Genomic DNA, 21,627 nt, shown 5'->3' on the forward strand with positions numbered 1-21,627 from the left:
CCTCGCCAGACGCCTGAACCAGGCATCTGGCGCGATCGCCACCAATCAATCCTGCAGGTACCAACCAGCGAAGCGATGCACGCGGTTGCGCCCGCTGCGTACCGCGATCTGCAATGCATGCCGCGCGCGCGCCAGCAAGGCGTTGGTGTCGTGCAAATCGCAGGCAGGTGCATCCACCAGCCCGATGCTGACCGTCAACGGAGCATTCGGCCAGGTGGCCGTTTCGATTGCCGCGCGGATCCGTTCGGCGGTTTCCACAGCGACCTGCGCCGACGTCGACGGCAATGCCACACACAGCTGATCCGAATTCAATCGGGCCACACTTGCGGTGGGCGGCAGCTGCGCTTCGATCATTCTTGCGGCCTTGACCAGTGTTGCATCCGCCGCAGCCGCGCCGGCCTGCAATTTCTGCCGTTTGAAGCCATCCAGATCGATCAGCAGAAAGCCGAGCGATTGCTCAGCCGAAGCACTCGGCGCGGCTGCAAGCGCGTGCACTGCGCGCTCCAGACCGGCGCGATTCCACAAGCCGGTGAGTTCGTCGCGCAGCGCGTCCAGCTCGACCAGCTTGGCTGCGTGGCGCAACTCGATGGTAGTGACGACTTGCCGCGCAAGCGCCTTGAGTGCGTCGCGTTCGGCCACCGACAAGCGCCGCGGCGTGCGATCCAGCACGCACAGCGTCCCCAGCGCGATACCGTCGGAGGTCAGCAGTGGGGCCCCTGCATAGAAGCGGATCTGCGGTTCGCCGGTGACCAGTGCATTGTCGACAAAACGCGCGTCCAGATGGGTGTCGCCGACTTCCATCACCTGATCGGGTTCGAGAATGGCATGCGCGCAGAACGACAGATTGCGCGGCGTCTCGCGCGGCTGCATGCCGATCCTGGATTTGAACCACTGGCGTTGCGTGTCGATCAGCGAAATCAGCGCCATCGGCGTCCGGCACACTGCCGCAGCGATCGCAGTGAATTCGTCGTAACTGGGCTCGGGCGCGGTATCCAGAATCTGGTAATCGTGCAGTGCGGCCAGGCGATCGTCTTCATTGGCCGGCATGCGCGCGCCGAAGGTCGCATTGATGCCGCCGGGCAACAGTGTCGCGTGGATCAGGCTCAACGCGGGCGCGTCGGGATTCTGCATGCAAAGGACCACCGGAACAGGGCGCCGTCAGGCGATGAAAGACAAGGTGCGAGCACGGCGATGGCCGGTACAACCGAGCCATCGCCTGACTGTTGGAACTAGCGCGCCAGCCACCCTAGCGGCGAGCGCGTGCCTAGATCTTGCCACAGGAGCCACTGCGCGGACGCATCGAGCCATTTTAGAGCGGCTAACAAACGTAGCGAGCGGTCGTTAGGTGGCTGCGGGCGGCGCGCAGGAACCGGAGTGTACGAGTGTTACATGCCGATTCCGAGCACCGACCGCGCGCACCTGGCGGCCGCGCAGTAGTTTTGCCAGCCGCTTTAGTCCTGGCTGACTGCGTGCCGACATCGCAGTGGCATCACTCGCCCTGACCGGCGTTGCCGTGCGGACGGCGGTTGTTTTCTTTGTCGATCTGCAAGTCCTTCTGGCCCGGGCGCTGCTTGGCCGCCTCATCGTGCTGACGGTCCTGCTGGCTTTCGGCAGCGCCATGCTGATTCTCTGTGACGTTGTCGGGCTGTTTCTGCTCAGTGCTCATGGCGTGCGTGTCCAGGGTGAATGAAGAAACGGACGTTAGCGCGCGCGGTGTGATCCTGGCGGCATGGTTTCGTTTTCACAGCTGCGCACGCTCAAAAGCCCAGGTCGGCGCCGAGTGAGTAACCCGAATGCCGCCAGCCCGCGACAAACAAAAAATCCCCGGCAACCAGTGGTTCCCGAGGATTCTTTGAAAATCAATGGTGGAGCGGAAGGGGATCGAACCCTCGACCTTCGCGATGCGAACGCGACGCTCTCCCAGCTGAGCTACCGCCCCACGTGCTTTAGATTCTAACCATATGCCGCGCGGTTCGCCAAGGGCTGGCTTGCGGTATCGGAACGCACCGTCAAAGATGCGATCCGGGTCAATGACGCGCTGCAATCACTCGCCGATCAGCGGGAACTTGAGGTCCGGGTTCTTGGCCTTCCATTCCTTGTACGACACCGAGCCTTCCCATGCAGCGAAGGCCTTGGGGGTGCGGCCGCGACCGGACCAGGTTTCGCCGGTGTGTGGCAGTTCGTACTTCGGCTTGACTTCGCTACGGCCGCTCTTGACCACTTCCTTGCGTGCGGTGCCGGTACCCAGGTAACCGGCGATATCGTTGCGCTGCTTGGTGTTGAAGTGGCCGGCGAACTGTTCGAGCAGCGAGACGATGGTGGCATGCGCAGACGATGCTTCGCTTGCGCGCTCGGTCTTCTCCTGTTCTTCCAGCTTCTGCAGTTCCTCCAGCAGCTTGGCTTTGGCTTGTGCGATGGAATCCAGTTTCGAAGTGGTATTGCTCACAGAGGTATAGCCTCGGAATAAAAAAGTAGTGGAGACGCCGCCCAGAGGGCGCGCGTCATTATGGCATGCGGCCTGTGGGCGGCCGTTAGTCGCGCGGGTGCCTGCTCAGAGTGTGAAACCCCTGTCGCCGGGCCTGTGCGGTCGCTTTTTGCAGTACCGCGACAGGTGCCGTCCAGGGTCTGCCCGTGCAGCCAACCCGGCCCTCACCATACAGCGAGCGATACCTTACTGCGATCACCGCGCGGTAGCGTCATCCAGCAGCGGCAGCACTTGTGCCTCCAGCACCTCGCGGCGCCATTGGCCCAGCGGGGCAGGCCAGCTGTGTTGTTCGATCAGGCTCTCCAGGTGCCGGCGCGAGGCCAGGATGCCGTCCGGCAGGCCCAGTTCGCGGCTGCGCTGCGCCACCGCGTCCTGCAGGCGCTTGAGTACCGCCTTGTTGCCGTCGGTGGCGGCCTGCGCCAGCGGCGCATGGTCCTCGTCCGGCAGCGGTGTGTTGAGCGCTTCCCACACTGCGGCGGCGAGCTTGCGCGGTGCCTTGGGGAATTTGTCGAACTGGCGCAGCAAGGCATCCAGATCGTCGGGCGGAAAACGTGCCAGCTGGCTGGCCAGTTCGTTGTCCAGGATCCAGCTGCGGGGGCGGTCGCTCTGGCGCGCCTGCAGATCGCGCCAGCGCAGCAGCCGCAGCAACCGACGCTGCGCGGCAGGTTCCAAAAATTGCGCGGTGCGCAGGCTCACATGCGGCCAACGCTCGCCATCGTCGTGCTCCACCGTGGCGAGCAGGCGCTCGGCATCTTCGGCCAGCCAGCCCAGGCGATCCTGCTCGGTCAGACGGCGGCTGAGTTCGTCATGGATCGCAAACAGATAGCGCACATCGTCGGCGGCGTATTCCAGCTGTGCGGGCGAGAGCGGCCGGCGCATCCAGTCCGAGCGCGTCTCGCCCTTGGTCAGCAAGGTGCCGGTCACTTCCTGCACCAGCTTCTGATAGCCCATGCCACCGCCCACACCGGCCAGCGCGGCAGCGATCTGGGTATCGAACAACGGCCGCGGCAACACACCGCAGGCGCATTTGAAGGTGACCAGATCTTCGCTGGCGCTGTGCATCACCTTGACGATATCGGTGGCGGTCAACCATTCCCCGAGCGCCGCGTTCATGCCCGGAATCAGCGGGTCGATCAGCAGGATCTCCTCGCCGATGGCCATCTGCACCAGCGCCAGTTGCGGCCAGTAGGTGCGTTCGCGAATGAATTCGGTGTCCAGGCCAATGCGGGACGGACGCGCTGCGTGCAGGCGTTGCGTCAGCTCGGAGGGGTGGGTGATCCAATGGGGCACGTGATTTCCGTCGACAGCGAGGGTTTGCGCAGAACGCGCAGAATAGCCTAACGTCGCGATCGCCTGTCGTGCGGCAGAGCACTGGAAGGAGCAGGTGGTGGGTGAGTGCGGTAACCGGATGGCAGCGTGGGGACTGGTCGCGTTAAGCCTGTGCGCCTGTTCGCGTGCGCCCACGCCAGCACCTGCCGCTGCGCCACAACCTGCAGCCGCAGCTGCGGTGCCGAGCAAGCCGAATGTCTCGATCAGTGGCGAAGAATCCGCCGAGACCGTGGCGCAATGGCAACCGCCGGCAGTGGACCTGGGCGACGAACCTTTGGCGCAGGCGCGCAAGCGTGCCGACCAGGCCTTGGAGGAAGATCGGCTGTTTCGCAGTGCCGACGATGCGATCCCGTTGTATTTGGCGATCCAGCAACGTGCCGACGGCAAGGATGCGGCCAGCCGTCGCGGGCTGGAGCAGGCGCGGCGCCGGCTGATCGAGCGCGGCGAGGACTTGATCGAACAGACCGAGCGCCAGGACGATGCGCTCGAGCAGGCGCGTGAGCTGGCCATCGTGGCGCTGGCGCTGGCGCCGCAGGATCCCAAGGTGCGCGCGCTGCAGAGTGCGGTTGAAACCGCGCAGCGCGTGCTCGGCTTCAACCGTGCCGGGGAAGAAGATCTGCGCGGTGGGCGGCTGGGCGAAGACGGCAATGGCGCGCTGGTGAATTTTCGTGATGCGGCCCGGCTGGACCCCGACAACCCACGCACGCGTCAAGGACTTGCGGCCGTGGAAAGCGGCTTGCTGGCACGTGCCGAGCAGGCTGCCGAGGCAGGCGATTTCATCGCTGCGCGTTACTGGTTGCAGATGGCCGGGCAGGTGCGCGAACGCGCGCCGACCATTGCCGATGCACGGGCACGTGTGGAGCGCATGCGCCACGCGCAGATCGCCGCCTTGCACGATGCCGGCCTGCACGATCTGAACTCGCCGCGGGGGCTCAAGCCGGCCGGCGAGAAATTGGCCGAAGTGTTGCGCATCGCCGACCCGGGCGACCCGGTGGCCGGCGATCTGCGCCGTCGTCTCGAATTGGCCACCCATTACGGTAGTTTTCGCCCCGGGCAGGTGTTCACCGATGGGCTCAAAGTGGGCGGGCGCGGGCCGCAGATGATCGTGGTGCCGCATGGCGCGTTTCAGATGGGTGCAGGCGACGCCGAGCCGGGAGCGTCCGACAACGAGCGCCCCGCGCATTACGTGCGCTTCGCTCGGGGCTTTGCGCTGTCGATCACCGAAGTGACCGTCGCCGAGTTTCGTCAATTCATCGAGGCGACCGGCGCCCGCCCGCGTGCCACCCGACGCGGTCACTCGGTGGTGTACGACGAGCGCAGCGGCAACTTCATCCGCCGCAGCGGGGTGGATTGGCAATCCGACTACAACGGCGCGCAGGCCGCGCCCAACAGCCCGGTGATCCACGTCAGCATCCGCGACGCCGAAGCCTATGCGAGCTGGTTATCGGAACAGACCGGCCGCCATTACCACGTGCCCAGCGAGGCCGAGTTCGAATACGCGGTGCGCGCCGGCACCACCGGGCGTTATCCGTGGGGCAATGCCGGCTCGCCGCCGCTGGATGCGGGTAATTTTACCGGCGGCAACGATGTCTCGCGCAGTGGCCGGCATTGGAACAACGGCTTTGTCGGCTATGGCGACGGTTTCTGGGGGCCGGCGCCGGTGGGCAGCTTTCGCGCCAACGCCTGGGGCCTGCACGACATGGGCGGCAACCTGAGCGAGTGGGTGGCCGACTGCTGGCATGCCAGCTACCGGCGCGCGCCGGCCGACGGTGCGGCGTGGTTCAACCCCGGTTGCCGGCAGCGCATGATCCGCGGCGGTAGCTGGGCCAATTCTCCGCAGCAGACGCGTGCGGCCTGGCGGCAGTCGCAGGACTCCGATAGCACCAGCGCGCGCATCGGCTTCCGCGTGGCGCGCGGCATCTAGGGCGGCGGTACGGGCGGCAGGCCTGTCGCCGCCAAGGGTGTGATCGCAGCAGTGCAGATCGACGTTCTTGGCGCCAGTCGGGGTGCGATTGCCGCGTGCCGGTTGCAGCTTCCCGATGAGCGCCGGTCCGGTGTTGTTTACCGCCGACCACGGGTCACACGGTGTGCAGGCTTAACCCCAGCGAACAGCCCCCGAACCGCTCCGGAACCCACGGGCGTTCGCTGCGGTCTGCAGTGCCAGCACTTCTAAAGGATGGCTGCGATGAGCTGGGGAATCCGTTTGTTTCGTTGGCTGATCGCAGTGCTGCTGATCGGTGGCAGCGGCTACGCGGTAGCGCGGCATCTGCAGGATGGAAACACTGCCGGGCATTACGGCTCGGTCGAAGTGGTGCGCCCCGAGGGCACACCCAAGGCGATGGTGGTGCTGTTGCCCGACAGCGGCCATGCCCAGGACGGCCAGCGGCTTGCCGAGATGTTGAGCAACGACGGCGCGTTGGTCGCGATAATCGACACCGCCAGCTACCGCGAACGTGTGCGGTCTCACCGCGCCGCCTGTAGCTCGCTGGCCGACGATGCCGAGCGGCTGGGCAAGAAGTTGCTGCGCGCCGAGCACGTGGATGCGTTCCTGCCGCCGGTGCTGGTGGGGCAGGGCGATGGTGCGGTGCTGGCACGCCAGGCGCTGGCCTCAGCCGCGCCGGACGTGCTGGGGGGCGCGGTTGTCGCCGATGGCGGCACCAGCGACTTCGGCCTGGCCTGCGCACGCGATGTGCCCGATGCGAATCAGGGCTTCCTCGATGATCTGGTCGACGACGCCAACCCGATGCAGATTGCCGCCGCCACCCTTGGCCATTTTCAGGCAGCGCAGGCGCAAGGGGTGGGCGATCTGCCGTTGGTGGAACTGCATGCGCCCGGCAGCGACCGCTTGGTGGTGATGCTGTCCGGCGATGGTGGTTGGCGCGAACTGGACAAAGGCATCGCCGCGCAGTTGCAGCAGCAGGGCGTGTCGGTGGTGGGCTGGAACAGCCTGCGCTACTTCTGGGGCAGCCGCACGCCGCAGCAGGTCGGGGCGGATCTGGATCGGGTGATCGCCACGTATCGGCAGCGCTGGCATATCCAACACGTCGCCTTGGTGGGCTACTCGTTCGGCGCCGACGTGCTGCCGTTCGCCTATCCTGAGCTGTCGCCGCGCCAGCGTGCCTCGGTGCAATTCGTCAGCTTGCTCGGTCTTGGTCACCAGGCCGATTTCAAGGTGCGCGTCGGCGGCTGGCTGGGGTGGCACAACGATGCCGAGCGCGATGTGGAACCGGCGATCCAGTCGCTGGACGCGCATCGCCTGCAATGCATCTACGGCGATCAGGAAAAGGACACGCTGTGCCCTGAGTTACGCGCACGCGGTGTCGAGGTGGTTGCGCGCCCGGGTGGTCATCACTTCGATCATGATCCTGCGGTGTTGGCCGGAGTGTTGCTGCAAGGCTGGCAGCATGCGGTGCAGACGTCCACGCCCAGCCGTGGTTGAGGGGCGACACGACTAACCAACAGCACACAACCGAGTTGCCAGGTGCGATGTCCTCACCGCTTGCGGGACCCTTGGGGGCATGGATGCCGCCAAGAATTCTTCATGGACTGATTCACGGCGTGTCCCGCGCGTGGTGAGGGCATTGCGCCCTCGATGCGCTGAACTTTTTGAACCGTGCATTTGATTGCATCTCGACGACGCTACGACGCGAATTCTCGTTTGTCCTGGAGTGATCGAATACCTCGATACATCACTTGCAGAGCGGCTGATCTGCAAGTTGGCTGCAGGGCCCTTGCCCGCCCACCGTCGCGGGACACGCCGCAAGTACGTCCGTGTAGGCTCTTACGCGGCATCCATGCCGCGTAAGGTCCCGCGACGGTGGGCGGGCAAGGACCAGTGGGGAAGGTCGGTGCGCTTGGTGCGAGCGGTGCATGCCGCGAGTTGTGCGATGACGGGCGTTCTGATCAGCGGTTTTCGATTCGATCAATGTCGCTGCCATTTTCGACATCACTCCACGCGTCAACGAAGGCGAGTGCGCCAAACATGTTGCCGCCATCGATACAGCGTTCAAGAGTGTGTGTCAGCTGCTCTTAGCCTTCGCTGCGTTCTACGCGTACCTCAATGTTGCCATCGGCCAGCTGCGCACGCAGGCGCTCTCCGGGACTCACCTCGCCAGCGCTGCGCACCACGCTGCCATCGACGGGTCGGGTCACGATGGCGTAGCCGCGCGCCACCGTGGCCAGCGGGCTGACCGCTTCCAGCGAGCGCGCAAGACCACGCAGCCGCAGTTGATCGTGTTGCAAGCGTCGCTGCATGGCTGCCTGCGGATGCAAGGCCTGCAGGCGCTGCTGCAAGTTGGCCAGATCGCGTTGCGGGTTGTGCGCATGCAGGCGTGCCTGCCCACGTTGCACACGTGCTTGCAGCCGCTCCAGTACCTGTGTCATGCGTGCACGCAACTGGCGGCCGGCATCTTCCTGGCGGCGGTGCAGCAGTTGCAGCCGCGCCTGCGGGCTGTGCGCACGCAGACGCAATGCAAGCCGATCGGCGCGCTGCATCGCGTTGCCCAGCGCGTGTTGTTGCAGCTGGGCCATGCGCGCATGTGCACGCCGCACGCGGGCGACCAGCTCGCGTTGATCGGGCACCAGCAACTCGGCGGCCACCGAGGGCGTAGGCGCACGCACATCGGCAACGAAGTCGCTGAGGCTGAAGTCGGTCTCGTGACCAACCGCCGACACCACCGGTGTCTGCGCGGCGGCAATTGCGCGGGCCAGGCGCTCGTCGTTGAACGCCCATAGATCTTCCAGCGAGCCGCCGCCGCGGGTGATCAGAATGACGTCGTAGCGCCCGGAGGCGTCTGCGCGCTGCAGCAGCGAGGTGATCTGCGCGGCGGCGCTGTCGCCTTGCACCAGCGAGGGCAGCAGGTCCACTTCCAGCAGCGGGAAACGTCGCGCCAGCACGCTGAGCACATCACGCACTGCTGCACCGCTGGGTGAGGTAATCACCGCCAGGCGCCGCACATGCGCCGGCAACGGCTGCTTGCGCTCGGCATCGAACAGGCCTTCGGCGGCCAGGCGTGCGCGCAGCTCGTCGAAGGCGCGACGCAAGGCGCCTTCGCCGGCTTCTTCCATGTGGTCCAGCACCAGCTGGTAGTCGCCGCGCGCTTCGTACAGGGTGAGACGTCCGCGCGCGAGCACGCGCAGGCCTTCGCGCGGCTGGAACTTCAGCCAGGTGCTCTTGGGCTTGAACATCGCGCAACGGATCTGCGCGCGTGCGTCCTTGAGCGTGAAATACAGATGGCCCGAAGACGGGCGCGTGACGCTGCTCAGCTCTGCTTCCACCCAGACCAGCGGGAAGCTGCCTTCCAGCAGGTCGCGTGCCAGCGTGTTGAGCTGGCTGGGGGTGAGGATCTGTTCGTTGCGGTCGGCCATCGGCGCATTATCCCGCAGCGGCAATGCGCATGCGTGAGTGCATCACGCGGATGCTCACAAACCGTGTTGCGCCAGCGCCCAGCCCACGTGTTCGCGCACCAGCTCCGAGGCGTCGTGGCGACGCGCTTGCAGCGCCGCCAACACCTCCGGCGTGCCGGGTGCATTGCCCAGCCCCACTGCGATATTGCGCAGCCAGCGTTCGTGGCCGCTGCGGCGGATCGGGCTGCCCTCGGTACGGCGCAGGAACTCGTCCGTGTCCCATGTGAACAGCTGCGGCAGCGTCGCTACATCCAGGTCGTTGCGGGCACGGAAATCGGCTTCGTCGGTGCGTTGGGCGAACTTGTTCCAGGGACAGACCAGCTGGCAGTCGTCGCAACCGAAGATGCGGTTGCCGATCGGCTTGCGCATTTCCTCAGGGATTGCGCCATCGTGTTCGATGGTGAGATAGGCGATGCAGCGGCGCGCATCCAGCCGGTGCGGGGCGATGATGGCCTGGGTCGGGCAGATGTCGATGCAGCGCGTGCAGGTGCCGCAATGCGCGGTGGCCGGGGTATCGATGGGCAGCGGCAGATCGAGGTAGATCTCGCCCAGAAAAAACCATGAACCGCCATTGCGATCGATCAGGCAGGTGTGTTTGCCGATCCAGCCCAGCCCGGCGTTGCGCGCCAATGCGCGCTCCAGCACCGGTGCGGAATCGACGAATACGCGATAGCCGAACGCGCCGACTTCGCCCTGGATGCGCTCGGCCAGTTTCTGCAGCCGGTTACGCATCAGCTTGTGGTAATCGCGCCCCAGCGCATACCGCGCCACATAGGCGCGGCGGCCGTCGTGCAAGGTGTTCCAGGCTTCAGTGTCGTCCTTGCGGCCGTAGTCCATGCCCACCGACAACACCCGCAAGGTGCCGGGCACCAGCTCCTGCGGGCGCGAACGCTTGTCGCCGTGCTGGGCCATCCAGTGCATGGTCCCGTACAGGCCTTCTTCCAGCCAGCTGCGCAGATGTACCTCGTCTTCGCCCAGCTCGATGCCGGTGATGCCGCAGCGTTGAAAGCCGGCCTCGCGCGCAAGCGCACGGATGCGCGCGGCGGCGTCGGTGGGGTCGGGGCGGGCGAGGACGGCGGACATGGCGACAAGTATAGAATTCCCGGCATGTACGTACCGCTCGATCTCTACGACACCGCCGCCGCGCGCCGGCTGGATGCGCAGGCCACCGCGCTGCTCGGTGACGATGGCTATCTATTGATGCAACGCGCCGGGCAGGCCGCCTGGCATTACCTGCTGGAACGCTGGCCGCAAGCGCGCCGCATCGTGGTAGTGTGCGGCACCGGCAACAACGGTGGCGATGGCTATGTACTGGCGCGCCTGGCGCAGCGGGCCGGGCGTGATGTGCGGGTGGTGCATCTTCCAGAGCACGGCCCGGCCTCGGCGCTGTCACAGCGGGCCTGCACCGATTACCTGGGCGTTGGTGGCGCGATCGCATTGTTTCCGTCTCCGCTGGCGCAGGCCGATGTGATCGTCGATGCGCTGTTCGGCATCGGCCTCAACCGTGCGCCGGATGCTGACACCGCGTCATTGATCGAGGCCATCAACGCAGCCGGCGTGCCGGTGTTCGCGCTGGATGTGCCCAGCGGCATCGATGCCGATCACGGCGTGGCCTTCGATGCCGCGGTGCGCGCAGACGTCACCTTGCAGTTCATCGTGCCGCATATCGGGCTGTACACCGGCGATGCGCTGGAGCATGCCGGCGAGCGCGCGATTGCCTCGCTTGAGGTGCCGGATGCCGCGTTCGACGGGCTGGAGCCTGCCGCACACAGTTGGGATATCGACGCCTTGGCCGCGCAGTTGCGGCCGCGCCGACGCAATACGCACAAGGGCGAATCCGGGCGGGTGCTGTGCGTGGGCGGCAATCTCGGTAGCGGCGGCGCGATCATGCTGACCGCCGAAGCGGCCTTGCGCAGCGGCGCAGGGCTGGTGCAGGTCGCGACCCGCGCCGAGCACGTGGTGCCGCTGCTCACGCGCTGCCCGGAAGCGATGGTGCGCGCGGTGCAGGCCGACGACGACATCGCCGCACTGGCCGATGCGGCCGACGTGGTCGCACTGGGGCCGGGCCTGGGTCAGGACGCCTGGGCGCAGGCGTTATGGCATGCGGTGCTTGCCTCGGATACCGCGGTCGTCATCGATGCCGACGGCCTGAATCTGCTGGCTGCCAACGCAGTGCCGAGCCGCGGGCCGCGCGTGTTGACCCCACATCCCGGCGAGGCCGGCCGTTTGCTTGGCCTGTCCACCGCACACGTCCAGCGCGACCGCCTGGCTGCCGCAGACGCCTTGGCCAAGCGCTTCGACGCGGTTGTGGTGCTGAAAGGCGCCGGCAGCGTGATCGCCGCGCCGCACGCCGTGCCCCGCATCATCGACGCCGGCAATCCGGGCATGGCGGTGGGCGGCATGGGCGATCTGCTGACCGGCGTGATCGCTGCCTTGCTGGCGCAGGGCTGGTCGCCGCTCGATGCCGCCAGCCTGGGCGCCTTGTTGCATGCCTGCGCTGGCGACGCGGCCGCGCGCGCTGGCGAGCGCGGCCTGCTGCCAACGGATTTGTTACCCGAACTGCGCCGCCTCGCCAACGCCGGAGCCATTGCATGAGCCAATTCACCGCACAACTGGTCGACGCGCAGGCCACCGAAACCCTGGGTCAGGCCCTGGCCGCAGTGCGACCCACTGCTGCGATGGTGCAGCTGCATGGCGATCTTGGTGCCGGCAAATCCACCCTGGCGCGCGCGCTGTTGCGCGCACTCGGTGTCACCGGACCGATCCGCAGCCCCACCTACACCTTGGTCGAGCGCTATCCGCTCAGCACCGGCGACGAGGCCTGGCACCTGGATCTGTACCGCATCGGGCATGCCGGCGAATTGGACTTTCTCGGGCTCGATGAGGGCAGCGCGAGCCTGTGGCTGGTCGAATGGCCTGAACGCGGCGCAGGCGCCCTGCCGCCGGTGGATCTGGACGTGGAACTGGCCGTTGAAGGCGAGGGCCGCAGCGTCAAGCTGCTGGGCCGTAGCGAAACCGGGCGCGGTTGGCTGGCACGTCTGGCACAGCACCCCGAGTTGCAGGCGCTTTCTGTCGGCTCACAAGAACAATGAACGCCAGGTTGTGGATTATTAAGGGAAATCACCTTGCAATTGACACTATTGGGTGATTGAATCCAGCCCCATGACACCGGGGATCCGCCAGTTCTGTGTTTCTGCCCTGACCGCCAGCCTGAGCCTGGCGGTTTTTGCTGCGTGGGCCGGCGAAATCAAGAGCGTTGGTGTCAGCACCGGCGCAACCGGCACGCGCGCCGAGATTCAGCTTGCCGGCAGCGGCGGCTTCAAGACGCTGTCGTTGGCCAACCCCAATCGGTTGGTAGTGGATTTCCCCGATTCTGCGGGCGTGCGCGGTCTCAAGCTGCCTGGCGCTGCCGGTCTGGTGACCTCGGTGCGCACGGGCCAACCGGTGCCGGGGACGTTCCGGGTGGTGTTCGAGCTGGCAACGCCGGTCACGCCGCTGAAGCCACAGATGCAGACGCTGGGCAGTGCCTCGACCTTGGTGATCGAGTGGCCGGGTGATCCGACCCCGGTTGCGGCCACGGCCGCCACCGCGACGACAGCGCCTACGGCAATGCCGGTACCGCGCCCGGTCACTGCGCAGCCGGTGAATGCACAGGCCGAGGCAGCGCGTGCGACCGCAGCCTTGGCTGCATCTGCGCAGCGCGCCTCATCCGCGCCACCGCCGCAGGCCAGCACCAGCGGCGTACGTGCCTGCATCGGCCATGCCTACCGTCACAACGGCACCCGTTCCGACAACGGTCGCCACTGGCGTGCCGACGCCGCGTCCCGGCGTTGCCACGAGCGCGGTGACGACCAGTACGGCTATGCCGGCAAGCGCCGGCAGCACTACGCCCAATCGCGTCCCGGTCACCACTGCCAATGCACCCACAGGCGTGGCGATGACTGGCGGCAGCGCATCGCCCGCTGCGATCTTGAACGGTGGCACTGCGCCGATGGGCGTTGCACCCGGCAACACCGCGGCAGCCATGCCGAACGCGGCCTCAGGCGTGGTTGCGGGCACAGACAGCGACGATATCCCGCCGCGCCCGGTCCTGCCCAGCGAAGCCTCGCGGATCAAGATGGCGCCGGGCATGCGCCCGTTGATCGTGGCAATCGATCCCGGCCACGGTGGCCAGGACCCGGGTGCGATGGGCCCGACCGGCAAGCGCGAAAAAGACGTCACCCTGGCAGTCGGCCGCGAACTGGCGCGCCAGATCAACGCAACGCCCGGCATGAAGGCGTACATGACGCGCGACACCGACGTGTTCATTCCGCTGCCGATGCGCGCGCAAAAAGCCCGCGCCGCCAAGGCCGACATCTTCATCTCGATCCATGCCGATGCCGCAGAAAATCGCAGCGCAACCGGCTCATCCGTCTACGTGCTGTCGACCAAGGGCGCTTCCTCGCAGCGCGCGCGTTGGTTGGCCGACAAGGAAAACGCCGCCGATCTGGTCGGTGGCGTGCGCTTGCAGCAGACCGAAAGCACGCTTGCCAACGTCTTGCTGGATCTGGCGCAAAGCGGCCACATGAAGGCTTCCGAAGATGCTGCCGGCCATGTGCTGGGCGGGCTCAAGCGGATCGGCAACAACCACAAGCCGTTTCTGGAACGCGCCAACTTCGCGGTACTGCGGACCTCGGACATGCCGGCGATGCTGGTGGAGACCGCCTTCATCTCCAATCCGGATGAAGAGCGTCGCCTGATCGATCCGGCCTACCAGCGCAAGATCGCCTCGGCCGTGCTGGACGGCATCGATACCTTCTTCACTCGCCAGCCGCCACCGGGCACCCTGTTCGCCGCGCGTGCGCAGGCCGAAGCCGATGCAAGCGCCGGCACCGTGGCCGGCGGCAGCCGCTGACCCGCTCGGCTATCATTCCGCACTGATTCCTTGATGACGGCGCCTGCGCGCCGCCGGATTGCCGTGCCGACGTCTGTCTTGCTTGCTACACCCTCGATGCGCTTCCCAGTTTGCGACCAGCGCGAGTGCCTGCGCTGATGGCGATTCGTCAGCTGCCCGACATCCTGATCAACCAGATTGCCGCCGGCGAAGTGGTCGAGCGGCCTGCATCGGTGGTCAAGGAATTGGTTGAAAACGCGCTCGATGCCGGCGCCACCCGCGTGGATATCGAGCTCGAAGAAGGCGGCGTGCGCTTGATCCGTATCCGCGACAACGGCGGCGGCATCCCGCCGGACGAACTGCCGTTGGCGGTATCGCGGCATGCCACCAGCAAGATCGCCTCGCTGGACGATCTGGAAACCGTAGCCACGCTCGGTTTTCGCGGTGAAGCCCTGCCGTCGATCGCCTCGGTCAGCCGCTTCACCCTGGTCTCGCGCCGCCACGATGCCGAACACGGCTCCGCGTTGGAAATCGAAGGCGGCCGCCTGGGCGAAGTGACGCCGCGTGCGCATGCGCCGGGCACCACGGTGGAAGTGCGCGAGCTGTTCTACAACGTGCCGGCGCGGCGCAAGTTCTTGCGTGCCGAGCGCACCGAGCTCGGGCATATCGAAGAGTGGCTGCGCTCGTTGGCACTGGCGCGGCCGGATGTGGAATTGCGCGTTTCGCATAACGGCAAACCCTCGCGTCGCTACAAGCCGGGCGATCTGTATTCGGATGCGCGTCTTGGCGAAACGCTGGGCGAGGATTTCGCCCGGCAGGCCTTGCGCGTGGATCACGGCGGCGCCGGTCTGCGGCTGCATGGTTGGGTCGCGCAACCGCATTACTCGCGTGCCAGTACCGACCAGCAATATCTCTACGTCAATGGCCGTTCGGTGCGCGATCGCAGCGTGGCGCATGCGGTGAAGATGGCCTATGGCGATGTGCTGTTCCATGGCCGCCAGCCGGCGTATGTGTTGTTTCTGGAACTGGACCCGGCGCGCGTGGACGTCAACGTGCACCCGGCCAAGCATGAGGTGCGCTTCCGCGAGGCGCGGCTGATCCACGATTTTGTGTATCGCACCTTGCAGGACGCGCTGGCGCACACGCGTGCCGGCGCGATGCCAAATAGCATCGGCACGGAAGGCACCAGCGATACAGGTGCTGCACCGAGTGGGATGGCCAACACTCCGAACTACGGTGGCGCAACCGGCAGTGGTGGCGGCACCGGCTACGGCAACTGGACGCCATCGCAAACACCCTTGGGCCTGCGCGTGGATGAAGCGCGCGCCGCGTACAGCGCGCTGTACGCGCCGCCATCGGGCAGCGCACAGCAGCAGTCCGCGGCCATGCAAACCTTCTCCGGCACCGGCTTGCCGGCGACTTCGCACGACAGCGGTGTTCCCCCGCTCGGCTATGCGGTTGCTCAATTGCACGGCATCTACATCCTTGCCGAAAACGCCGAGGGCTTGATCGTGGTGGACATGCACGCCGCGCACGAACGCATCGGTTACGAACGGCTTAAGAACGCGCACGACAGCATCGGTCTGCACGCGCAGCCGCTGCTGGTGCCGATGACGCTGGCAGTAGGCGAGCGCGAAGCCGACACCGCCGAGCGCGAAGCCGATACGCTGGCCAGCCTGGGCTTCGAGATCACCCGCGCCGGTCCGCAATCGCTGCATGTGCGCAGTATTCCCGCGCTGCTGGCCAATGCCGAACCGGAAGCGCTGCTGCGCGATGTGCTCGGCGACCTGCGCGAACACGGTCAGAGCCGCCGCATCGCCACTGCGCGCGACGAGCTGCTGTCCACCATGGCCTGCCACGGTGCGGTACGCGCGAATCGGCGCCTTACCGTGCCCGAAATGAACGCGCTGCTGCGCGATATGGAAGCCACCGAGCGCTCCGGCCAATGCAACCATGGCCGACCGACCTGGGCACGGGTTACGCTGGGCGAAATCGATCGTTGGTTTCTCAGGGGGCGTTGATGGCTGGGTTGCACAAGGGGAAACACTGGCTGCTCGGCATGCTGGTGTTCATGGCGCTGGCCGGGTGCGGGCGAGACGCACCGCCGCCGGCGGCGCCCGTCGCCCTGGACAAGACATTCCTGGCCGACAACGCCGCCTGGCGCGAAGCCCGCCTGGCAGAGCTGCGTGCGCCAGACGGCTGGACCAGTCTGGTCGGCCTGCACTGGCTATCGCTGAAAGCGCATTACATCGGCAGCAGTGCCGACAGCGGCATCAAGCTGGCGGTCGGTCCGCCCAAGATGGGCATGTTGTCCTCCGAGGCCAACACGGTCTGGTTCGTGCCCGAGCGCGGTGCAGCGCTGACCGTCGATGGCAAGCCGCTGACCGGCAGGATCCGCTTCCACTCCGATGACGACCCACAGCCGACCTTGATCCATTTCGATGACGGCAAAGGCGTGTTGAGCCTGATCCGTCGCGGCGACCGCAATGCGCTGCGGGTCAAGCATGCCGATGCACCATCGCGCACCGGCTTCGCCGGTTTGGAATACTGGCCAGTCGATCCGTCCTGGCGTATCAGCGGACGCTACGTGCCCAACGATGTCGGCAAGACCATCCCGATGGTGGATATCGTGGGCATCAGCAGCGAGCAGCCGAACGCGGGGGCAGTCGAATTCGAGCGCGACGGCAAGCCCTATCGGCTGGAAACCATCGGCGAACCGGGGCGGCCGATGTTCGTGGTGTTTGCCGACCGTACCAGCGGGCATGGGAGCTACCCGGCCGGGCGCTTTCTGGATCTGGATGTCGCCGATGCCTCCGGGCATGTGGTGATCGACTTCAATCGCGCCTACACCCCGCCGTGCGCGTTTACGCCGTTCGCGACCTGTCTGTTGCCGCCACCGGAAAACCGTATCGACCTGGCCGTGTCGGCGGGCGAGAAGGCTTACAAGGTGCCGCACTGACGTGGAGAAAACCGACGTGGTAAAGACAAGCGCGCGAACCCGACTTGCAACATGGTGCAGCAGCGCACTGATCTGCGTGGCGCTGTGGAGCGGGGCAGTTGTGCCCGCCTGGGCGCGTGCTGGCGGCGAGGCTGCGGCCGGACCACCGGTGCCGTTGTTGTGGAAGGTCGATGGCAAGGGCGGCACGCTGTATCTACTGGGCTCGTTCCATGTGCTCAAGCCCAGCGATTACCCGCTGTCGCCGGATGTCATGCAGGCCTTCGCCAAGGCCGACCGGCTGGTGTTCGAACTACCGCCCTCCGATGCGCAATCGCCGGAGCTGGCCGGCCGCATGCTGCAGGCGGCACGGCGCACCGACGGGCGCCGGTTGCAGGACGCGCTCGATGCAAAAACTTGGCAGGCCTTGAGCGCCTACGCGCGCAAATACGGCATGTCGCTCGACACCCTGCAGCCACTCGAGCCCTGGTTTGTCGCCTTGACGATCAGCCTGGCCGAGATGAGCCGGCAAGGCATGGACCCGAACGCCGGTCTGGATCATTACCTGATGGAGCAGGCGCAGGCCAAGGGCAAACCGGCCGATGGCCTGGAGCGCGCCGAACAACAGATCGCCATGCTCGATGGCATGTCGCCCACCGAGCAGCATCAGTTGCTGGAAGAGTCGCTGGACGAGGCGGAGGCTACCGATCAGGTGCGTCAGCTGCACACGGCCTGGCGCAATGGCGATGTGCATACGCTGTCCACGCAAATGGCCGAAGACATGCGTCGGCAATACCCGGCGCTGTATCAGGACATCAACGTCGAGCGCAATGCGCGTTGGGTGCCGCTCCTGGAGCAACGGCTAGGTAAAGGCAGCGGAACCACACTGGTGGTGGTCGGTACGCTGCATCTGCTGGGTAGCGACGGCGTGGTAGAGCGTCTGCGTGCACGTGGCTACCACGTGGAGCGGATCTGCTCGGCCTGCACGGAGCAGGTCGGCCGCTGATCTGGCTGCGCCGGGAGCGTGTCACGCTCCAGCGCAGCAGTCGTCTTTCAGCCGCGATTGCGGGCCTTGCCGGTGGTGCCCGTGTTGCTGGACGTGCCGTGTGTACCGGTTCCCTTGTGCGTCCCGGTACCCATCGGGCCACTGCCGATGCCAGAAGAACCTGGCGGTGTCGGCGGCGTACCAGGGCCACCCGGGCGGCCGAAGCCGGCGCCGAAATTGCGCTGGAATTCCTGCCACAACTCCAGGTTGCGCTCGGTCAGCTGATTCATCATTGCCCACGGGGTCTGCCCAAGCAGGTTGCCCATCTGCTGGCGGAACTGCTGCTGCTGATCCAGGAACACCTGCATGCTGCGCTCCAGGTAGTTGCCCATGAAGCCCTGCAGCGAGTCGCCGTAGAAACGGATGATCTGACTCAGCAACTGGGTGGAGAGCATCGGCTCGCCGTCCTGTTCGCGGTCGGCAATGATCTGCAGCAATACGGCGCGACTGAGGTCTTCGCCACTCTTGGCGTCGCGTACTTCGAATTCTTCGCCGTCGATGATGAGCTGACGCACATCCTCTATGGTGATGTAGCTGGAAATTTCCGTGTCGTAAAGACGGCGATTGGGATACTTCTTGATGATGCGAAGTCCGGCCATGGAACGTTCACTCACAACGATAGTGCGCGCAGGATGGCGCACCGCAACAGCGCTTGCAACAGCAAAAGGCCTTATTTTCTTAAGCAGACACCTAAAAATGCTGCGCAGCATGATTTCTAAGGAGTTTTCATGCTGCAGCGCGAAGGTGCAGCAAACGCTACCAGCCCATGTGATGGCCGCCGTTGATATCCAGGTTGGATCCGGTGATCCAGGCGGCCTCTTCTGCGACCAGAAATGCCACCGCATAGGCGATCTCTTCCGGGCGACCCAGCCGCCCGGTGGGGATGTCGGCAACGATCTTGGCGCGCACCTCTTCCGGCACCGCCATCACCATGTCGGTGGCCACGTAGCCTGGTGAGACGGTGTTGACGGTCACCCCGAATGCCGCGTTTTCGCGCGCCAGCGAGATGGTGAAGCCGTGCATGCCGGCCTTGGCGGCGGCGTAGTTGGCCTGCCCGTACTGGCCCTTCAATCCGTTGATGGAGCTGATCTGGATCACCCGGCCCCAGCCGCGTTTGCGCATGCCCTCGATCACCGGGCGGGTGACGTTGAAGACCGAATTGAGGTTGGTATTGATGACCTCGTGCCACTGCTCGGCGGTCATGCGGTGGAAGGTGGTATCACGGGTGATGCCGGCGTTGTTGACCAGTATTTCGATCGGCCCCAGTGAGGCTTCCACTTCTTCGACCAAGGCGCGCGCATGCTCGGAGGAGGCCACATCGCCGCGAAACAGGGCGAACTCGTAGCCCTGCGCCTGCATGCGCTGCTGCCATGCGCGGGCTTTTTCCTCATTGCGGAAATTGCTGGCGACCCGGTGCCCCTGGTCGGCCAGGCGCTTGCAGATGGCGGTGCCGATGCCGCCGGTGCCGCCGGTGATCAATGCGACGCGAGATGTCATGACGACTCCAATGAACAGATGGTGGGCGAGTGGGACGCGGACACTGGCGCCGCGCCCGGTTGCCGGTGCTGGGTCGCAATTCTAGTCACGCCGGTGCTCTGATGCGCGTTCGGTCACGTTCGGAGGTGGTGGCGGGGCAGCAGTTGAGGCGAAAAATGCTGCACGGCATGTTGCAGCAGCGTGTCGACTGCAGCATGCCGCGGCAGCGCTGCCGCGTTCTGTCCGAGTGCGGCCCAGGCGGCGTGCAGGGCTGGTAGCGGGTCGGCATCGTCCAGTGCGGGTGCGTCATGCGACTTGGACAGCTTGCGGCCGTCGCCATCCAGGATCAGCGGCAGATGCAGATAGCGCGGCTGCGGCAGGCCCAGGGCGCGCTGCAGCAGCAGCTGGCGCGGGGTGGAGTCGAGCAGGTCCGCGCCACGCACCACATCGGTGATGGCTTGCGCGGCATCGTCCACCACCACAGCCAGTTGGTAGGCCCAATAGCCATCGGCGCGGCGCAGCACCACATCGCCCACCTCGGCATACACGTCCTGCATCACGTGGCCCTGCAGTGCGTCGTCGAAGCCAACCGACGCCTGTGGCGGCACCCGCAGGCGCACCGCGCGGCGGGTACTCAGCGGCGCCACACAGGCGTGGTGGATGCCGTCCATGCCCGCAAGATCGGCGCGGCTGCAGCTGCATTCGAAGGCCAGCCCGGCCTCCAGCAACGTGGTCAGAGCGGCGGCGTATTGCGCGTCGCGATCGGACTGATATATCACCGGGATGTCCGAGCTCAGCCCGAATGCCGCCAACGTGCGCAACTGGCGTTGGGTGGCGCCGGGCTCGGCGCGCGGCGGGTCGATGTCTTCGATGCGCACGCACCACTCACCTCCGGCATGGCGCGCGAGCAGCCAGCTGCCGAAGGCCGCCAGCAGGGAGCCGAAGTGCAGGGGGCCGGTGGGGGAGGGCGCAAAGCGGCCGCGGTAGCTGGGTGATGACATGGGCAGCTGAATCGTCGGTCAGATGCTTGCTTGATTTCAAGCGCTGGCGGCCGCAAATCCGCAGCAGTTCATTCCCGCATGTGTGGAGTCATCGCGCCATGTTCAACCGCATTTTCCTGTTTTTGCTGACCAATTTTGCGGTGCTGATGCTGGCCGGCATCGTGATGTCAGTGCTGGGCGTCAATCCTGCGCAGATGAGCGGCTTGCTGGTGATGGCGGCCGTGTTCGGTTTTGGCGGGTCGCTCGTTTCCTTGCTGCTGTCCAAGTTCATGGCCAAGCGCAGCACCGGCGCCCATGTCATCACCGAGCCGCGCACGCCGACCGAGCGCTGGCTGCTGGAGACCGTGCGTCGCCAGGCGCAGGCGGCCGGCATCGGCATGCCGGAGGTGGCGGTCTATGACGGCCCGGAGATCAACGCCTTCGCCACCGGCGCCAACCGCAACAATGCCTTGGTGGCGGTGTCCACCGGCTTGCTGCAGAACATGAGCCAGGACGAGGCCGAAGCAGTGCTGGGCCACGAAATCGCGCACGTCGCCAACGGCGACATGGTGACCATGGCGCTGCTGCAAGGCGTGCTCAATACCTTCGTGATCGTGCTGGCGCGTGTGGTCGGCGGTGTCATCGACGGCGCCATCTCCAGCAATCGCGAAGGTGGCCGCGGTTTTGCGTATTACATCATCGTGTTCGCGCTGGAGATGGTATTCGGTTTGTTCGCGACCATGATCGCAATGTGGTTTTCGCGCCGTCGCGAGTTTCGCGCCGATGCCGGTGGTGCGCAGCTGGCAGGGCGCAGCAAGATGATCGCCGCGCTGGAGCGCTTGTCGCTCAATCACGGCCAGAACACCTTGCCCTCGCAGGTGCAGGCGTTCGGGATCTCCGGCGGTGCGGGCGACGGCCTGCGTCGTCTGTTCCTGAGCCATCCGCCGCTGACCGAGCGCATCGCTGCGCTGCGTGCCGCGAACGGTGCTGCGCGATAAGGCTGCACTGGTGTCGATTGTCTTGAATTGGCTGGTCAGCGCGGATAGATCGGTTGTAGAGCTGCTGATCTGTTGATTGGCTGCAGGGCCCTTGCCCGCC

The 21,627-nt window shown here is 65.9% G+C and carries 17 protein-coding genes, 1 tRNA gene, 1 other RNA gene and 1 pseudogene; 9 read left to right on the plus strand and 11 right to left on the minus strand.

Annotated elements, in window-relative coordinates; all coding sequences use genetic code 11:
• Positions 1–45: 45 nt before the first annotated feature.
• The 6 genes from NDY25_RS19195 to rnd form a co-directional block, all read right to left on the minus strand.
• The gene (locus NDY25_RS19195; protein ID WP_168957352.1) at positions 46–1,131 is read right to left on the minus strand and encodes a sensor domain-containing diguanylate cyclase; all 1,086 of its coding nucleotides are present in this window, start codon (positions 1,129–1,131) and stop codon (positions 46–48) included.
• Positions 1,132–1,316: 185 nt separating this feature from the next.
• Positions 1,317–1,391: non-coding RNA, sX9 sRNA (locus tag NDY25_RS19200), on the minus strand.
• 98 nt (positions 1,392–1,489) lie between these two features.
• Complete coding sequence (locus NDY25_RS19205) at positions 1,490–1,666, minus strand: hypothetical protein (RefSeq protein ID WP_168957353.1); 177 nt, start codon at positions 1,664–1,666, stop codon at positions 1,490–1,492.
• 197 nt (positions 1,667–1,863) lie between these two features.
• A tRNA-Ala gene (locus NDY25_RS19210) sits at positions 1,864–1,939 on the minus strand.
• Between the two features lie 105 nt (positions 1,940–2,044).
• Positions 2,045–2,446, minus strand: coding sequence for an H-NS family nucleoid-associated regulatory protein (locus NDY25_RS19215; RefSeq protein WP_023904240.1), 402 nt, complete (start codon positions 2,444–2,446; stop codon positions 2,045–2,047).
• A gap of 234 nt (positions 2,447–2,680) precedes the next feature.
• A complete protein-coding gene (rnd, locus tag NDY25_RS19220; RefSeq protein WP_006453237.1) occupies positions 2,681–3,775 on the minus strand; it encodes a ribonuclease D in 1,095 nt (364 codons plus the stop codon).
• A gap of 118 nt (positions 3,776–3,893) precedes the next feature.
• On the opposite strand from rnd, the gene NDY25_RS19225 reads away from it, so the two are divergent.
• Together NDY25_RS19225 and NDY25_RS19230 are read left to right on the plus strand one after the other, a co-directional pair.
• Entirely contained in the window at positions 3,894–5,738 is a 1,845-nt protein-coding gene (locus NDY25_RS19225; RefSeq protein ID WP_218973936.1) for a formylglycine-generating enzyme family protein, read from the plus strand.
• Positions 5,739–5,999: 261 nt separating this feature from the next.
• The gene (locus NDY25_RS19230; RefSeq protein WP_168957354.1) at positions 6,000–7,253 is read left to right on the plus strand and encodes a virulence factor family protein; all 1,254 of its coding nucleotides are present in this window, start codon (positions 6,000–6,002) and stop codon (positions 7,251–7,253) included.
• A 590-nt stretch (positions 7,254–7,843) separates the two neighbouring features.
• Here the strand turns inward: NDY25_RS19230 and xseA are convergent.
• Positions 7,844–9,181: an exodeoxyribonuclease VII large subunit gene (gene xseA, locus NDY25_RS19235; protein WP_168957355.1), complete on the minus strand. Its 1,338-nt coding sequence runs from the start codon at positions 9,179–9,181 to the stop codon at positions 7,844–7,846.
• Between the two features lie 54 nt (positions 9,182–9,235).
• Complete coding sequence (gene queG, locus NDY25_RS19240) at positions 9,236–10,303, minus strand: tRNA epoxyqueuosine(34) reductase QueG (RefSeq protein WP_168957356.1); 1,068 nt, start codon at positions 10,301–10,303, stop codon at positions 9,236–9,238.
• A gap of 24 nt (positions 10,304–10,327) precedes the next feature.
• Here queG and NDY25_RS19245 point away from each other — a divergent pair, with 24 nt between their 5' ends.
• The 6 genes and pseudogenes from NDY25_RS19245 (at position 10,328) to NDY25_RS19270 (ending at position 18,034) form a co-directional block, all read left to right on the plus strand.
• Entirely contained in the window at positions 10,328–11,815 is a 1,488-nt protein-coding gene (locus NDY25_RS19245; protein WP_168957357.1) for an NAD(P)H-hydrate dehydratase, read from the plus strand.
• Positions 11,812–12,312 (plus strand): tRNA (adenosine(37)-N6)-threonylcarbamoyltransferase complex ATPase subunit type 1 TsaE, encoded by a 501-nt coding sequence (tsaE, locus tag NDY25_RS19250; protein WP_168957358.1) that lies wholly within the window; start codon positions 11,812–11,814, stop codon positions 12,310–12,312. The genes NDY25_RS19245 and tsaE overlap by 4 nt, the downstream gene beginning before the upstream one ends.
• Positions 12,313–12,382: 70 nt before the next feature.
• Positions 12,383–14,114 (plus strand): annotated as a pseudogene (locus NDY25_RS19255) (N-acetylmuramoyl-L-alanine amidase).
• Positions 14,115–14,251: 137 nt separating this feature from the next.
• Positions 14,252–16,114 carry a DNA mismatch repair endonuclease MutL gene (gene mutL / locus NDY25_RS19260; protein ID WP_168957360.1) on the plus strand — a complete coding sequence of 621 codons (1,863 nt, stop codon included), beginning with the start codon at positions 14,252–14,254 and terminating at the stop codon, positions 16,112–16,114.
• Positions 16,114–17,052, plus strand: a complete 939-nt coding sequence (locus NDY25_RS19265; protein WP_168957361.1) for a DUF1684 domain-containing protein — start codon at positions 16,114–16,116, stop codon at positions 17,050–17,052. The genes mutL and NDY25_RS19265 overlap by 1 nt, the downstream gene beginning before the upstream one ends.
• A 16-nt stretch (positions 17,053–17,068) precedes the next feature.
• Entirely contained in the window at positions 17,069–18,034 is a 966-nt protein-coding gene (locus NDY25_RS19270) for a TraB/GumN family protein (RefSeq protein WP_168957362.1), read from the plus strand.
• Between the two features lie 47 nt (positions 18,035–18,081).
• Here NDY25_RS19270 and phaR read toward each other — a convergent pair whose 3' ends face one another.
• The 3 genes from phaR to gluQRS form a co-directional block, all read right to left on the minus strand.
• The gene (phaR, locus tag NDY25_RS19275; protein ID WP_023904228.1) at positions 18,082–18,672 is read right to left on the minus strand and encodes a polyhydroxyalkanoate synthesis repressor PhaR; all 591 of its coding nucleotides are present in this window, start codon (positions 18,670–18,672) and stop codon (positions 18,082–18,084) included.
• Positions 18,673–18,829: 157 nt separating this feature from the next.
• Positions 18,830–19,570, minus strand: a complete 741-nt coding sequence (gene phbB / locus NDY25_RS19280; RefSeq protein ID WP_168957363.1) for a beta-ketoacyl-ACP reductase — start codon at positions 19,568–19,570, stop codon at positions 18,830–18,832.
• A gap of 113 nt (positions 19,571–19,683) precedes the next feature.
• A complete protein-coding gene (gene gluQRS, locus NDY25_RS19285; protein WP_115040189.1) occupies positions 19,684–20,550 on the minus strand; it encodes a tRNA glutamyl-Q(34) synthetase GluQRS in 867 nt (288 codons plus the stop codon).
• Positions 20,551–20,648: 98 nt separating this feature from the next.
• Between gluQRS and htpX the strand changes: the two genes are divergently transcribed.
• Positions 20,649–21,527 (plus strand): protease HtpX, encoded by an 879-nt coding sequence (gene htpX / locus NDY25_RS19290; RefSeq protein ID WP_168957364.1) that lies wholly within the window; start codon positions 20,649–20,651, stop codon positions 21,525–21,527.
• Positions 21,528–21,627: the final 100 nt, after the last annotated feature.

The organism is Xanthomonas hortorum pv. pelargonii, assembly GCF_024499015.1.
Taxonomy (GTDB): Bacteria; Pseudomonadota; Gammaproteobacteria; order Xanthomonadales; family Xanthomonadaceae; genus Xanthomonas; species Xanthomonas hortorum_B.